This is a genomic window from Pseudomonas sp. S2_A10 (assembly GCF_054668465.1).
Genome location: NZ_CP162773.1, coordinates 2,161,675 through 2,176,399 on the forward strand (window position 1 = coordinate 2,161,675; position 14,725 = coordinate 2,176,399).

Annotated in this window: 10 protein-coding genes; 7 read left to right on the forward strand and 3 right to left on the reverse strand. The window is 60.0% G+C overall.

Annotated features, from left to right (window positions below):
- Positions 1-240 precede the first annotated feature (240 nt).
- The 3 genes from AB4N41_RS09895 to AB4N41_RS09905 all read left to right on the forward strand — a co-directional run bounded on the left by AB4N41_RS09895 (position 241) and on the right by AB4N41_RS09905 (position 2,771).
- Complete coding sequence (locus AB4N41_RS09895) at positions 241-822, forward strand: alpha/beta hydrolase (protein WP_041477456.1); 582 nt, start codon at positions 241-243, stop codon at positions 820-822.
- Positions 823-873: 51 nt separating this feature from the next.
- Positions 874-1,806 (forward strand): sigma 54-interacting transcriptional regulator, encoded by a 933-nt coding sequence (locus tag AB4N41_RS09900; RefSeq protein ID WP_095181118.1) that lies wholly within the window; start codon positions 874-876, stop codon positions 1,804-1,806.
- A gap of 167 nt (positions 1,807-1,973) precedes the next feature.
- Positions 1,974-2,771, forward strand: a complete 798-nt coding sequence (locus AB4N41_RS09905; RefSeq protein ID WP_041477458.1) for a MetQ/NlpA family ABC transporter substrate-binding protein — start codon at positions 1,974-1,976, stop codon at positions 2,769-2,771.
- 830 nt (positions 2,772-3,601) lie between these two features.
- Here the strand turns inward: AB4N41_RS09905 and AB4N41_RS09910 are convergent.
- On the reverse strand, positions 3,602-4,762 hold the full coding sequence (locus AB4N41_RS09910; protein ID WP_056787044.1) for an AAA family ATPase: 1,161 nt from the start codon (positions 4,760-4,762) through the stop codon (positions 3,602-3,604).
- Positions 4,763-4,908: 146 nt separating this feature from the next.
- On the opposite strand from AB4N41_RS09910, the gene AB4N41_RS09915 reads away from it, so the two are divergent.
- From AB4N41_RS09915 to AB4N41_RS09925, 3 genes are read left to right on the forward strand one after another with little or no spacing between them, the layout of a single operon-like run.
- A complete protein-coding gene (locus tag AB4N41_RS09915) occupies positions 4,909-6,012 on the forward strand; it encodes an efflux RND transporter periplasmic adaptor subunit (RefSeq protein WP_252877231.1) in 1,104 nt (367 codons plus the stop codon).
- Positions 6,009-7,073 (forward strand): efflux RND transporter periplasmic adaptor subunit, encoded by a 1,065-nt coding sequence (locus tag AB4N41_RS09920; protein ID WP_041477460.1) that lies wholly within the window; start codon positions 6,009-6,011, stop codon positions 7,071-7,073. The genes AB4N41_RS09915 and AB4N41_RS09920 overlap by 4 nt, the downstream gene beginning before the upstream one ends.
- On the forward strand, positions 7,070-10,123 hold the full coding sequence (locus tag AB4N41_RS09925) for an efflux RND transporter permease subunit (protein ID WP_056787048.1): 3,054 nt from the start codon (positions 7,070-7,072) through the stop codon (positions 10,121-10,123). The genes AB4N41_RS09920 and AB4N41_RS09925 overlap by 4 nt, the downstream gene beginning before the upstream one ends.
- A gap of 90 nt (positions 10,124-10,213) precedes the next feature.
- Here the strand turns inward: AB4N41_RS09925 and AB4N41_RS09930 are convergent, their stop codons facing one another.
- The gene (locus tag AB4N41_RS09930; RefSeq protein ID WP_056787053.1) at positions 10,214-10,843 is read right to left on the reverse strand and encodes a class I SAM-dependent methyltransferase; all 630 of its coding nucleotides are present in this window, start codon (positions 10,841-10,843) and stop codon (positions 10,214-10,216) included.
- A gap of 105 nt (positions 10,844-10,948) precedes the next feature.
- Positions 10,949-11,305, reverse strand: a complete 357-nt coding sequence (locus tag AB4N41_RS09935) for a DUF6124 family protein (protein WP_041477463.1) — start codon at positions 11,303-11,305, stop codon at positions 10,949-10,951.
- A 457-nt stretch (positions 11,306-11,762) separates the two neighbouring features.
- On the opposite strand from AB4N41_RS09935, the gene AB4N41_RS09940 reads away from it, so the two are divergent.
- A complete protein-coding gene (locus tag AB4N41_RS09940) occupies positions 11,763-14,666 on the forward strand; it encodes an RHS repeat-associated core domain-containing protein (RefSeq protein WP_252877232.1) in 2,904 nt (967 codons plus the stop codon).
- Positions 14,667-14,725: the final 59 nt, after the last annotated feature.

Consider the following 14,725-nt stretch of genomic DNA (forward strand, 5'->3'; position numbering starts at 1 on the left):
GGCGGCTATACACCGATATGAGAAATCCAGTCGAACTCAAGATTTGAAGAGCCTGAAGATCAGCTCCCTTTCCCCCTCGCTCCTTGGGGGAGAGGGCTGGGGTGAGGGGGAAGAAGCTTATGCCCTACACAGATCACATATTCGATACAGGTATTAATAAATAGCTTCTTATTCCTTAACGAATATAACTCCTCTCCCTATACTCGACCCGGAACAGACACGACGCAGGAGAGCTTCCCCATGCGCAACGAATCAATCCGCTACCTGATTGTGCCGGGCTGGCAAGGATCGCCAGAAGATCATTGGCAAAGCCATTGGCAGAACAGCCTGCCGAACAGCGCACGGGTGGAACAGGCCGATTGGCTGACGCCGCGTCGTGAGGACTGGGTCGCCGCGCTGGCCGAAGCGATTGCCGCCGACAGCACGCCGGTCATTCTCATCGCTCACAGCCTCGGTTGCATCACCGTTGCCCACTGGGCGGCGACAGCGCCGTTGCAATACCTGCGTCAGGTGCGCGGGGCGTTGCTGGTTGCGCCGGCCGATGTCGAGCGTCCTGCATGTGCGCCGGCACTGCGCAACTTCGCACCGATTCCGACCGATCTGTTGCCATTCCCCAGTCAGGTCGTCAGCTCCGACAACGACGCCGCCGTCAGTGCCCCGCGCGCGCTCGAACTGGCACGTAACTGGGGGGCGGAGGCGGGGATTCTTGCCGGTGCCGGGCACATCAACGTCAAGTCCGGGCATCAGCGTTGGGAGCAGGGTTTCGCCTATCTCTATCGCCTGCAAAACCGCCTGGAAGACCACGCCCGCCGTCGCGCCTGATCTAATTTTTCAACGCCCCCGTCGGCTGGCGGTTTTGGGCGGGAGCCTACCATGAGTTTTGAAACCTTCGGTCAGCCCTTGCTGACCTTTCCCGATGCGGAAAAGAGCCCCCTGAGCATTCGCGCCAAGGCGCTGGTGTTCGTCGACCCACGCTCGCGGCAATTGCGCGAGGAGTTGGAGCAGTTGGCTCCCCGTTCGATTTCAGTGTTGATTCGCGGTGAGACTGGCACCGGTAAAGAGCTGCTCGCCCGGCATATCCATCGCGCCAGTGACCGCAGCGGTCTGTTCGTTTCGGTGAACTGCGGCGCGATCAGCCCGACCTACGCCGACGCCGAACTGTTCGGCTACGCCGCCGGCAGCTACAGCGGTTCGGCCAGCAGCCGCGCCGGCTGGTTCGGTTCGGCCAACGGCGGCACCTTGTACCTGGATGAGATCGGCGATTTGCCGCTGCCGATTCAGGTCAAGCTGCTCGCGGCGCTGGAAAATCACGAAGTCACCCGCGTCGGTGCGCATCAGCCGAGCCCCGTGGATGTGCGTCTGGTGGCGGCGACCAGCATCGATCTGGCCCAGGCCGTGGACGCCGGGAAATTTCACGAGCGGCTCTATCACTATCTCAGCGAGGGTCATCTGGAGCTGCCGGCGTTGCGCGCGCGGACCGGCGACATCCTCTCGCTGGCCGAGTATTTCCTTGGCATCTACAGCCAGCGTCTGGACCTGCCCGTGCCGCTGATCAGCGAAGCCGCGCAACATGTGCTCGAACAACACGGCTGGCCGGGCAACACCCGCGAACTGGAAAACGTCATCCACTTCGCTCTGCTGGTCAGCACCGGCGACGAGATCCTGCCGGAACATCTGAACCTGCCTGACGCGTCTGCGCCGCAGGTTCAGATCGAACGTCTGGTGAGGCAGACCCACATCGGCGGTAGCAGTGCAGAGCGTAAGGCCTTGAAAGATTGGCTGATTCGCTTGAGCGAGGCGGTATAAGCATTTTCTTCAGCATGAACAAAATGGAATATGAAGCTGAATAAACGTTATTGTCCGGGAATAAAAAATCCGGGTATTGTCCGCCTCACGCCAGCGATATCACTTCACTGGCACACGTATTAAATGCCGTCGTCGATGACGACCGTGATTTTCGATAAGGACACTGCATGAAAAAGGTTCTGTTGTTTACCGCATTGGCGGCTGCGCTGACGGCTTCTTTCGCCAACGCCGGCGAGAAACTGGTGGTTGCCGCAACGCCGGTGCCCCACGCTGAAATCCTTGAGCTGATCAAACCGACCCTGGCCAAAGAAGGCGTCGATCTGGAAATCAAGGTCTTCACCGACTACGTGCAGCCGAACGTACAGGTTGGCGAGAAGCGTCTGGACGCCAACTACTTCCAGACCAAGCCGTATCTGGACAGCTTCAACCAGGGCAAATACAAGGATGACAAATCCAAGTACCTGGTGACCGTGCAGGGCGTACACGTTGAACCGTTCGGTGGCTACTCGAGCAAGTACAAAACCTTGGCTGAACTGCCGGATGGCGCCACCATCGCCATCCCGAACGAAGGCAGCAACAGCGGCCGTGCGCTGATCCTGCTGCAGAAAGCCGGTCTGATCGAACTGAAAGATCCGAAAAACGCTCTGGCAACGCCGAAAGACATCGCCAAGAACCCGCACAACTTCAAGTTCAAGGAACTGGAATCGGCGCTGCTGCCGCGCGTGCTGAAAGAAGTTGATCTGGACATGATCAATACCAACTACGCGCTGGAAGCCAAGCTCAACCCGCAGAAAGATGCGCTGGTGATTGAAGGCGCTGACTCGCCATACGTGAACTTCCTGGTGGCCCGTGAGGACAACAAGAACAGTGACGCGATCCAGAAACTGGCCAAGGCCCTGACCAGCCCGGAAGTCAAAGCCTTCATCGAGAAGAAGTACAGCGGCGCGGTATTGCCGGCGTTCTGATCTGACGCTTGAGTGAATCCGCTTCAGACGTGAAAACGCCGATGGCCAGTGATGGTCATCGGCGTTTTTGTGTGTCTTGAAAAGCCCCTCACCCTAGCCCTCTCCCAGAGGGAGAGGGGACCGATTGGGGGATGCTGTAGAGGCCCGCCGACCTGTTCGTGCGTCGCTGAATCCATAATCGACTCGGTTCGTCAGGTCGATGTACGACGAAAGACACCACGGTCGGCCCCCTCTCCCTTCGGGAGAGGGTTGGGGTGAGGGGCTTTCGACTTACGCTGTAGTCTTCAACGCCCGGCGCAACGCCCTGAGCAATTTCACAATGTCCTGCGGATCCAGCCGCTGCGGCACTTTTACGTCCATGTTGTTCTTCCTTGTGGTGGATGGGCCGGAGAGTCTGGCCAAAAGCTGTGGGTCCTTGGAGGTCTTTCCTGAAAAAAAGATCCGTCCTACAGCGCAAGGAAAAATAGCCGTCTTATTCCTTCCCGGCAAACCCGCAGAATAATGTTTAAGCGAGATGAATGTGGGCAGCCCAGATGGGCTAAGCAAAATTCGGTCACCCAATATGTGCGCAAAGAGCTGAGTGATGACACCCGGCCTGAGAGTGTGATTGGTGAAGGGGGCAAGTGGTTGGGGTGATTGCCCGTTGGATCAGCGGTGAGGCTCGCCCCTCACCCCAGCCCTCTCCCAAGGGAGAGGGAGCCGATGTCTGGGCTTTTCAAAATCAGGTTCGACTTCAGGCTTTCAGGTCGGCGTAACTCTCGCAAACAACTCGGTGAAGTCCCCTCTCCCTCTGGGAGAGGGTTAGGGTGAGGGGCTTTTCGCTGGCACCCTCAATCCGGCCACTGCCACGCCGGCTCATCCAGCACCCGCTGCCCGACAATCCCGGTCTGGCCCAGCGTCTTCTCCAGCACGATGCAATTGCATTCCGGGTCTTCCTGCAACGCCGAGATCAATCGTCGCGCATGTGACACCACCCACACCTGACACTGCTCCGAAGCGCGAATGATCAGCCGCGCCAGCGCCGGCAGCAGGTCCGGGTGCAGGCTGGTTTCCGGTTCGTTGAGCACCATCAGCGATGGCGGTCGTGGGGTCAGCAGGGCGGCGATCAGCAGCAGATAACGCAAAGTGCCGTCCGACAGTTCTGCCGCTGACAGCGGTCGCAACAAGCCTTCCTGATAAAACTCGATAGCGAAACGCCCACCGGCCAACAGTGCGATATTCAGCCGCGCGCCGGGAAACGCATCGCTGATCGCCGCGCTCAGTGCTTGCGGATCGCCAATCTCGATAATTGTCTGCAAGGCCGCCGCCAGATCACGGCCATCGTGGTGCAGGACGGGCGTGCGCGTGCCCAGTTGCGGCTGACGCACCGGCGCGTCGGCATCGCTGCGAAAGTGATCATAAAAGCGCCAGCGCCGGATGAATTCGCGCATCTGAAACACTTCCGGCGAGCTGCGCAGATTGCCGACCTGATCGAACAGGCTGTCGAAGTTCGGCGTGTGTTGCGCCAGCACATCCCAGGCGCGACCTTCACGGGCGCGGATCATCGGGCCGTTGCGGTCGACCAGCAGGCTCGCCGGGCGAAACACCGGGCCGGCCCAGATGCACTCACGCTTGATTTCCGGGTCGAGGGAAAAGCATGAAGTGCTCGGCTCCGGCAGGCCCAGGCCGATGGCGTAACTGAAATCCTCGCCGGCGAATCCCAAGCGCAACCTTTTCACGCCTTGGCGCACCGTCGGCTCGATCGCCACTTCACCGTTGCGCATGCGTCGGCTGATGGTTTCCGGCCCGGCCCAGAACGTCGATTCCAGCCCGCCCTCACGCGCCAGTGCATTGACCACACCGCCCTGGGCGGTTTCCGCCAGCAGGCGCAAGGCGCGGTAGAGGTTGGACTTGCCGCTGCCGTTTGGCCCGGTAATCAGGTTCAGGCGCCCGAGCGGAATCACCAGTTTGTTGATCGAGCGGTAATTGGCCACGGCCAGGGTGTTGAGCATGAAATCCTTCTCCGGGTCACTGCGATACGCGGGGAGCATACCTTTAATGAGATAAATCTGGTGTTGGCGTCCGCAACCGTGGAACCCTGTTCTAAGCTCTGAAGTCGTATCGTCTCGACAGCAGCATTTAAGGCCAAGGAGTGTGCATGGCGGGTCCCGGATTGAAAGTGCTGATGGCCGTGAGCGCCATGGCGTTGCTCACCGCTTGCGGCGACAAGAAGCCTGCTGAGGAATACTTGCCACGGGTCTTTGTGCAAGAGGTCGAACCGGCCAACTACGCCGCAGCGGTGACCCTCACCGGTGATGTGCAGGCGCGGGTGCAGACCCAGCTGTCATTCCGCGTCGGCGGCAAGATCATCCAGCGCATGGTCGATGTCGGCGACCGCGTCACGGCCAAACAGGTGCTGGCCAAACTCGATCCGAAGGATCTGCAGACCAACGTCGATTCCGCTCAGGCCCAGGTCGTCGCCGAACAGGCCCGCGTTAAGCAAACGGCGGCCGCTTTCGTGCGTCAGCAAAAACTCCTGCCCAAGGGCTACACCAGCCAGAGCGAATACGATTCGGCACAAGCCGCGCTGCGCAGCAGTCAGAGCGCATTGAGCGCGGCGCAGGCGCAACTGGCGAACGCCAAGGACCAGCTCAGCTACACCGCGCTGATCGCCGATGCACCCGGGGTGATCACCGAGCGCCAGGCCGAAGTCGGCCAGGTGGTGCAGGCCACCGCGCCGATTTTCAGCCTCGCCCGCGATGGCGACCGCGACGCGGTATTCAATGTCTACGAATCGCTGCTGGCCGAGCGTCCGTCCGATCGCTCGATCGTGGTCAGCCTGCTCGACAATCCCGAGATCAAGACCACCGGCACCGTGCGTGAAATCACGCCGTCGGTGTCGGCGCAATCGGGCACCGTGCAGGTCAAGGTCAGCCTCGACAAGCTGCCGCCGGGCATGCAACTCGGTTCTGTGGTCAGCGCCACCGCAAAAGGCACCGGCAAATCGGCGGTGGAACTGCCCTGGTCGGCGCTGACAAAAAACGTCAGCGACCCGGCGGTATGGCTGGTCGATGACAAGGGTGAAGCGCAGTTGCACACGGTCACGGTCGGTCGCTACCTGACCGGCAAAGTGATCATCAGCGAAGGCCTCAAGGGCGGCGAGAAAGTCATTGTCGCCGGCGGCCAGTTGCTGCACCCCGGCATGAAAGTCGAGATTGCCGAAAACACCTACAAGGATCTGCAACCGGGAGCGCAGCCATGAAGCGCCTCGGACTGTTGTGCATGGCGCTGCTGCTGGGCGCCTGCTCGGAAAAGGAAACCCCGCCGGAACCGGTACGTCCGGTGCTCTCGGTCACGGTCAAAGCGCTCAACGAAGAAAGCCTCGGACGCTTTGCCGGCAGCATTCAGGCGCGTTACGAGAGCAACACCGGTTTCCGCGTCGGTGGACGCATCGCCAGCCGCAACGTCGATGTCGGCGCCGAGGTGCAGAAGGGCACCCTGCTCGCCACCCTTGATCCGTCCGATCAGCAAAACCAGTTGCGCTCGGCTCAAGGCGATCTGGCGAGGATCCAGGCGCAGTTGATCAACGCCCAGGCCAACGCACGTCGTCAGCAAGCGCTGTTTGATCGCGGCGTCGGTGCGCAGGCGCAACTGGACGTCGCCAACACCGATCTGAAAACCACTCAGGCCTCGCTCGATCAGGCACGGGCGGCGGTCAGCCAGAGCAAGGATCAACTGAGCTACACCGAGCTGCGCTCCGATCACAAAGCCGTGGTCACCGCGTGGAACGCCGAAGCCGGGCAAGTGGTGACCGCTGGGCAACAAGTGGTGACGCTGGCACAACCGGACATCAAGGAAGCGGTGATCGACCTGCCTGATACGCTGGTCGATCAGTTGCCCAGCGACGTGGTGTTCTCGGTGGCCGCGCAACTCGACCCGAGCATCAACACCACGGCGATCATCCGCGAGATCGAACCCCAGGCGCAAAGCGCCACGCGCACCCGCCGCGCGCGCCTGACTCTATCGGATACGCCGGACGGTTTCCGCCTCGGCACCGCGATCAGCGTGACCCTCAGCTCGGCGATCAAGCCGCGCATCGAACTGCCGGTGACGGCGTTGCAGGAAGCCGACGGTAAAACCCGGATCTGGGTCATCGACACGCAGAACAAAACCGTCAACCCGCGCGACGTCAGCGTGGTCAGCCGTGGCGACAACAGCGTGGTGCTGGCCGGTGGCGTGCAAAACGGCGAGCGCGTGGTCAGCGCCGGCGTCAACAGTCTCAAACCCGGACAATCGGTAAAACTTGACGAGGACAGTCAATGAAAGGCTCTTTCAACCTCTCCGAATGGGCCTTGAAGCACCAGTCATTCGTCTGGTACCTGATGTTCGTCGGGCTGCTGATGGGGGTGTTCTCCTACTTCAATCTCGGCCGCGAAGAAGACCCGTCATTCACCATCAAGACCATGGTGATCCAGACCAAATGGCCGGGCGCGACCCAGGAAGAAACCCTCAAGCAGGTCACCGACCGCATCGAAAAAAAACTCGAAGAGCTCGATTCCCTCGATTACGTGAAAAGCTACACCCGCCCCGGCGAATCGACGGTGTACGTGTACCTGCGCGACACCACCAGCGCTGAGGACATTCCGCAAATCTGGTACCAGGTGCGCAAGAAGATCGACGATATTCGCGGCCAGTTTCCCCAGGGCATTCAGGGGCCGGGGTTCAACGATGAGTTCGGTGACGTGTACGGCTCGGTCTACGCCTTCACCGCCGACGGCCTGACCATGCGCCAGTTGCGCGATTACGTGGAACAGGCGCGCGCAGAAATCCGCAACGTGCCGGGGCTGGGCAAGATCGAAATGGTCGGCCAACAGGACGAAACGATTTACCTGAATTTCTCCACGCGCAAACTTGCCGCGTTAGGTATCGACCAGCGCCAGGTGGTGCAGAGCCTGCAATCGCAGAACGCGGTGACTCCGGCCGGGGTGATCGAGGCGGGGCCAGAGCGGATCTCCGTGCGCACCTCGGGCCAGTTCGAGTCGGAGAAAGATCTGGCCGAGGTCAATCTCAAGCTCAACGATCGCTTCTATCGTCTGGCCGACATCGCCGAGATCAGCCGTGGCTACGTCGACCCGGCGACACCGGAATTCCGCTTCGACGGCAAACCGGCGATCGGCCTGGCGATTGCCATGCAGAAGGGCGGCAACGTTCAGGAGTTCGGTAAAGCGCTGCATGAACGCATCGACCAGCTCACCGCAGATTTGCCGGTCGGCGTCGGCGTGCACACCGTTTCCGATCAGGCGGTGGTGGTGGAAGAGGCCGTCGGCGGTTTCACCAGCGCGCTGTTCGAAGCGGTCATCATCGTGCTGGTGGTGAGCTTCATCAGCCTCGGCGTGCGCGCCGGTCTGGTGGTGGCCTGCTCGATTCCGCTGGTGCTGGCCATGGTCTTCGTGTTCATGGAATACAGCGGCATCACCATGCAGCGGATTTCCCTCGGCGCGCTGATCATTGCCCTCGGTCTGCTGGTGGACGACGCGATGATCACCGTGGAAATGATGGTTACGCGCCTGGAAATGGGCGAGAGCAAGGAGCAGGCGGCGACGTTCGCCTACACCTCGACGGCATTCCCGATGCTCACCGGTACGCTGGTGACCGTCGCCGGTTTTGTGCCCATCGGCCTCAACGCCAGTTCGGCGGGTGAATATACGTTCACGCTGTTCGCGGTGATTGCCGTGGCGATGATCGTCTCGTGGGTGGTGGCGGTGTTCTTCGCACCAGTGATCGGCGTACACATCCTCAGCGACAAGGTGAAGGCCCACGATGCCGAGCCGGGTCGCGTCGGCCGGGCGTTCAACGGTGGTCTGTTGTGGGCCATGCGCAATCGCTGGTGGGCGATCGGCGTCACCGTGCTGCTGTTCGTGCTGGCGGTGTTCTGCATGCGTTTCGTGCAGAACCAGTTCTTCCCCGCTTCCGACCGCCCGGAAATTCTGGTCGACCTGAACCTGCCGCAAAACGCCTCGATCGACGAAACCCGCAAGGCGGTGGACAAGCTCGAAGCAACGCTCAAGGGCGACCCGGACATCGTGCGCTGGAGCACTTACATCGGTCAGGGGGCGATCCGTTTCTACCTGCCGCTGGACCAACAGTTGCAGAACCCGTACTACGCGCAACTGGTGATCGTCAGCAAGGATTTCGAAGCCCGCGAGGCACTCAGCCAGCGCTTGCGTGAGCGCCTGCACAAAGACTTCGTCGGCATCGGCAGCTACGTGCAGGCTCTGGAAATGGGCCCGCCGGTGGGGCGTCCGATTCAGTATCGAGTCAGCGGCAAAGACGTCGATCAGGTGCGCAAACACGCCATCGATCTGGCCACCGAACTGGACAAGAACCCGCACATCGGCGAGATCATTTACGACTGGAACGAGCCCGGCAAAGTCCTGCGCATCGACATCGCCCAAGACAAGGCGCGGCAACTGGGACTGTCGTCAGAAGATGTGGCCAACCTGATGAACAGCATTGTCAGCGGCTCACCGTTGACCCAGGTCGATGACGATATCTACCTGATCAACGTGGTCGGTCGCGCCGTGGATTCCGAGCGCGGTACCCCGGAAACCCTGCAGAACCTGCAGATCGTCACGCCGAGCGGCACCTCGATTCCGCTGCTGGCGTTCGCCACCGTGCGCTATGAACTGGAACAACCGCTGGTCTGGCGTCGCGACCGCTTGCCGACCATTACCATCAAGGCCTCGGTGCGCGACGAGATTCAGCCGACCGATCTGGTGAAACTGCTCAAGCCGTCGATCGATGCTTTTGCCTCGAAACTGCCGGTCGGCTACAAGGTCGCCACCGGCGGCACGGTCGAGGAAAGCGGCAAGGCCCAAGGGCCGATTGCCAAGGTGTTGCCGCTGATGCTGTTCCTCATGGCGACGTTCCTGATGATTCAGTTGCACAGCGTGCAGAAGATGTTCCTGGTCGCCAGTGTGGCGCCGCTGGGGTTGATAGGCGTGGTCCTGGCGCTGGTGCCGACCGGCACGCCGATGGGCTTCGTGGCGATCCTGGGGATTCTCGCGCTGATCGGCATCATCATCCGCAACTCGGTGATTCTGGTGACGCAGATCGATGAGTTCGAGCAGAAAGGCTATGCGCCGTGGGACGCGGTGGTCGAAGCCACCGAACACCGGCGCCGACCGATCCTGCTGACCGCAGCGGCAGCGAGCATGGGCATGATCCCGATCGCCCGCGAAGTTTTCTGGGGACCGATGGCCTACGCAATGATCGGCGGGATTGTCGTGGCGACGCTGCTGACGCTGCTGTTCCTGCCGGCGCTGTATGTGGCCTGGTACAAGATTCGCGAGCCTGAAAAAGAATCTTCCTGAAGCAAAAGCAAAAGATCGCAGCCTTCGGCAGCGCCTACAGGGAAACGCATTCCAACGTAGGAGCTGCCGAAGGCTGCGATCTTTTGATCTTCAATCAACTCGACGCCACACGCTCGCCAGCCACGGCTGCTGTTCGCGCGGCAAGCCCGCAGGCCGGTAATAATGCTCCAGCTCGACAAACCCCGCCGCCGTCAGCAACCCGCGCCAGGCCTCGAGATCGTGATACGAGCCGTAGCGCGGCCCGTTCCAGCCCTCTTGGTTGTCGCCACGCGGATTGGAACTGAACAGCACTCCACCCGGTTTCAAGGTGCCGTGCAGTTGCCGTAGCACTTGCGGCAACACCTGCAGCGGCACATGAAACAGCACGGCGTTGGCGAAAATGCCGTCGAAGCGCTCGGCCGGCAGATCAAGCTTGAGAAAGTCCTGCTGCCAGACTTCGCAGCCGCTGTCTTCGCGGGCCATGCGCGCGAATTCCTGTGAGCCATCAAGGCCGATCGCGACGTGGCCCATGCGCGTGAAGGTTTGCAAATCCCGCCCCGGCCCGCAGCCGAAATCGAGAATCGTGAAGGGTGCTTCACCGTGAATGTGGCGCAGCAAGGCCTCGATATTCTGGCTGACATCGTGGTCGCGAGTGCCTTCACGGAAATCCTCGGCCACCGAGTTGTAGTGACCAAGGGTGGTGGCGGTGATCTGTTCGAGGTCGCTGGGCGTTTGCTTCATGTTCGATGCTGTATTGGCGGTGTGAGGGCGGACTATAAGCCTTTTCACCGGCAAAAAAACGCCGCCTGCGCTGGGGCCAGTGCAGGCGGCAATGGGTGCCAGGCTTCAGTGCTGCTTCGCTCCCAGACAATCGATCGAGCGGTCCATCATCGCCTTGGCCATTTCCAGCAGATGCCAGACCGAAAACACCATGGCCCGATCCGCGCCCCCGAGCTGGTCACCGCATTGATGGACGGTCACCGAAGCGCAGCGCAGCAGATCGGCAACATACAGTTGGGCGTCCTCCAGCGTCACATCTTCGCTGATGCTGTAAACGCGTTTCTGTCCCGCCAACGTGACCTGATTGCCGGCCAGATGCGAGTCGACGGCGCGGCACAGTGCAGAGCGATCCTTGAGCAAATCCTCGGTGAACCGCTTGCTTGAGGTAAGGCTGAGTGGCGGATCGGCAAGATTTTTTTCCATGGGTAAACTCCTGACTTCAAGTGGGAGCCAACCATTTCGCGACTAAACGAGCAGGACGGCGGCTGCACGCGGATCAGTCGCCGGCCGGACAACTGAATCCAGTCACCGCAAAACAGTGACGACCGGAGATTAGCTACAGGATATTTCGGGTACAAGCGGGCAAAATATTCTAGGAATCGTCCTGCAAACCCCCGTGGTTCGGGCTGGCGAAACGACAAAAGTGGTGTAGGAAGCATCTGATTTTTGCGAAGGGCGTTGCCTAAGATATCGCGATCACAAGGGCCTGATTGATGGCCACCTGCCGCCATCGACCTTAGCGCTTATTCAGTCCTCGCGCCAGCCTGTCTGAATGACCGCATGGGTGCGCAAACCTGAATGCAACTGGTAGTTCTTACAGTATCGGGATGGAGAAAACTGGTTCAGTCTCGGCGTATAGACATCAGGGACTCGCGTAGCCGTGAATACCCGCCATGACACCACCACTCCGACCTTGTCGGTCATTGACCCGCGCGCACTGGTGGTTCGCAGCGTTGCCTATTGCCGACACCCGGATAAAGCCGACATCGAATCGCGCATCACCCGGCAGATCTTTGATGAGGCGGGGCGTCAGGTAGCGTCGTGGGATCCGCGTTTGTACGGCGTTGCGCCCAAGCCGAATCTGGCCACACTCTACGCATTGAGCGGTCAAGACTTACTCGCAGACAGCGTCGACGCCGGTTGGCAGGTGCGGCTGTTGAATGAAGCGGGCTCGATGTGTTCTGGTTGGGATGCCCGGGGCAGTCAGAGTCACCGCCGATACGATGATCTGCAGCGACCGCTAGCCCTCACCGAGCAGGCGCACGACGGGCAGCCTCACGTGGTCGAGCGCTGGACCTATGCAAAAGCCACCGATGATCACGCACAGCACAACCAGTGCGGTCGACCAATCCGCCACGACGACCCGGCCGGCAATCGGCATTTCGATGGCTACGGCCTCGCTGGCGCAGTGATGGTTGAGTCGCGACGCTTTTTGATCGAGCTCGAGACGCCTGACTGGCCACTCGAACCCGACCGGCGGGATGACTATCTCGAGGAAACAACCTACGTCACCCGGCAGACTTTCACTCCAACCGGCGAGTTGCAGCATCACACCGACGCGGTAGGCAACCTCCGGACCCAGCATTACAACATCGCCGGGCAAGCTTGCGCGACCAGGCTGTTGCAGGCCGGCGAGGGCAGGCAGCCGAAGTGCCTGGTCAGCGCGATTCGCTACAACGCGCAGGGTCAGATCGAAAGCGAAACGGCCGGCAACGGCGTGATCGCCCGCGCCGAATACAGCCGCGATGACGGCCGGTTGCTCAGACTGCTCGCCAGTGTCGGCACGCACCCTCCGTTGCAGGATCTGAATTACGTCTACGATCCGGTGGGCAACATCATCAGCCTGGAAGACAAGACTCAAGTCGTGTCCTGGTTCAACAGTCAGCGCATCGATCCGGTCAGTCGGTATCGCTACGACAGCCTTTATCAACTGGTCGAGGCCAGCGGCTGGGAAGTCAGCCAGCCCAGTCATGGCCCGGCCTTGCCGGAGCTGCTCCCAACGCCGCTGGATCCTAATCAACGGCGCAACTACACGCAGAAATTCGACTACGACGCAGCGGGCAACCTGATCACTCGCCACCACAGCGGTGCGCCGGGTTTTGCGATGTACACCTCCCATCGCAGCAACCGAAGCTTGATGCAGCGCGACGATGGTTCCTTGCCCGGGGAAGCGGAGATAGCGCAGGGATTTGATGCGGCGGGTAATCAGCTTGAGCTGCAGCGCGGACAGGCCATGACGTGGAACGTGCGCAATGAGCTGAGTCGCGTAGTGCTGGTTCAACGCGAGGCAGAGGTCGACGATTACGAATGCTTTAGTTATGACATTTCCGGACATCGTTCGCGCAAAGTGTTTATCCGACAGACTGCGGTTCGAATTCTGGATAGCGAGGTTCGCTATCTTCCCGGTCTCCAATTGCACCGACGTGCCGGAGGTGAAGAGTATCAAGTGATCGAAACCGGAGTCGGTCGAGCTTCGATAAAACTATTGCACTGGCCTTGCGCCAGAAACCCGGATCAACTGCGTTTCGGCTATGACGATCTCATTGGCTCCTCTACTGTGGAGCTGGATGATGAAGGCTGTGTTCTGACACTGGAGCAGTATTATCCCTTTGGAGGAACAGCCTGCTGGGCTGGCAGAAATGCGCAGGCGGCGACATACAAAACCGTCCGATATTCTGGCAAGGAGCGAGACGCTACGGGACTTTATTACTACGGCTACCGATATTACGCGCCTTGGCTACAGCGATGGATAAGTGCGGATCCGCAAGGGGACGGGTTGAATCTGTACGCAATGGTCGCAAACAATCCGACAAGCGCTGTCGATTCCGACGGTCTGAAGGGCAGCGATGCGCAGGATCGTTGGCGCAGAGCTTATGCGGGAATAGTGGCGTCAAGAGACGGTGTCTGGGTACGCACAGTGGCCCGGGGAATTGTGGCAGTCGATATTGTCGGCGGTAATGAATTGTTCAATCGGATGGGAATGAATTTGACTCGTCTGATCGTAGGCAATAGAAGCCTTGCCTACTTGTCGATTGATTCGACATTGCGAAGCAAAGTAGCGGGCGCCGAGACTGGTTTTCGTCTGAACACGGCGTCGGGAGAAGATATCAAGGCGCAAGCAGCTATCCCGAACGCGGGTGCCGTTGCCTATATCAACGGCGGTTTCTTCAATATGCGGAATCAGGCTAGCAGTAACGTTTCGCCGTTTGCGCCGATTGGCCCAAGCAAGATCGGCGGTAAAAGTCAGATTTACGCCCCGGTGCCTTCAGACTATCGAAAGCATTTCGTGACAGTTCGAATGAGAGATGGATCGAGGATTGAATCCGGGCCTGTGCTTTCGCAAGGTGGGGAAGCGGTCTTCCCGGAAAGCCATTTGGATCTCACCAAATTTCTCTTTGACCCGAAGAACAATCAGCCGGGCAAACTGGGTCATGCAGGTTCACCTAACATCCGCTCCGGCATCAGTTTGCCCGGCGGAACAGATAACGGGCAGCGTACGCGTTTGGCATGGGGCGGCAGTACCGGGCGCAGCGACACAGCGACTGGCTATACGATGCCCGAATGGTCCAGGGTAATGGCCAGGCTCGAGGGGATAAACGGTGCTGGTGGATGGTCGGTGAATCTTGATGGTGGTCATTCGGCGGGAATCGGCGTGGTTGGAACACACGACGAATTGCTTTACAGAAGGCCTGAAGAAGGATCGTCCGTCCGATCCATCGCCAACTTCATCGCTTATTACGAAAAGCCCCACAAACAGGGATTTTTCAAAAAATGGTTTTCCTGAATCCTGGCGGTTGAGTCATTAAAAGAGGTTGACCTGTTAGTTTTTACAGTAGCGGCTCG

What these genes read in the sequence shown, in the direction of transcription:
- AB4N41_RS09910 (WP_056787044.1), bottom strand. Translation starts at nt 4,762, where the DNA reads ATGCTCAACACCCTGGCCGTGGCCAATTACCGCTCGATCAACAAACTG.
- AB4N41_RS09925 (WP_056787048.1), top strand. Translation starts at nt 7,070, where the DNA reads ATGAAAGGCTCTTTCAACCTCTCCGAATGGGCCTTGAAGCACCAGTCA.
- AB4N41_RS09930 (WP_056787053.1), bottom strand. Translation starts at nt 10,843, where the DNA reads ATGAAGCAAACGCCCAGCGACCTCGAACAGATCACCGCCACCACCCTT.
- AB4N41_RS09920 (WP_041477460.1), top strand. Translation starts at nt 6,009, where the DNA reads ATGAAGCGCCTCGGACTGTTGTGCATGGCGCTGCTGCTGGGCGCCTGC.
- AB4N41_RS09935 (WP_041477463.1), bottom strand. Translation starts at nt 11,305, where the DNA reads ATGGAAAAAAATCTTGCCGATCCGCCACTCAGCCTTACCTCAAGCAAG.
- AB4N41_RS09905 (WP_041477458.1), top strand. Translation starts at nt 1,974, where the DNA reads ATGAAAAAGGTTCTGTTGTTTACCGCATTGGCGGCTGCGCTGACGGCT.
- AB4N41_RS09900 (WP_095181118.1), top strand. Translation starts at nt 874, where the DNA reads ATGAGTTTTGAAACCTTCGGTCAGCCCTTGCTGACCTTTCCCGATGCG.
- AB4N41_RS09895 (WP_041477456.1), top strand. Translation starts at nt 241, where the DNA reads ATGCGCAACGAATCAATCCGCTACCTGATTGTGCCGGGCTGGCAAGGA.
- AB4N41_RS09915 (WP_252877231.1), top strand. Translation starts at nt 4,909, where the DNA reads ATGGCGGGTCCCGGATTGAAAGTGCTGATGGCCGTGAGCGCCATGGCG.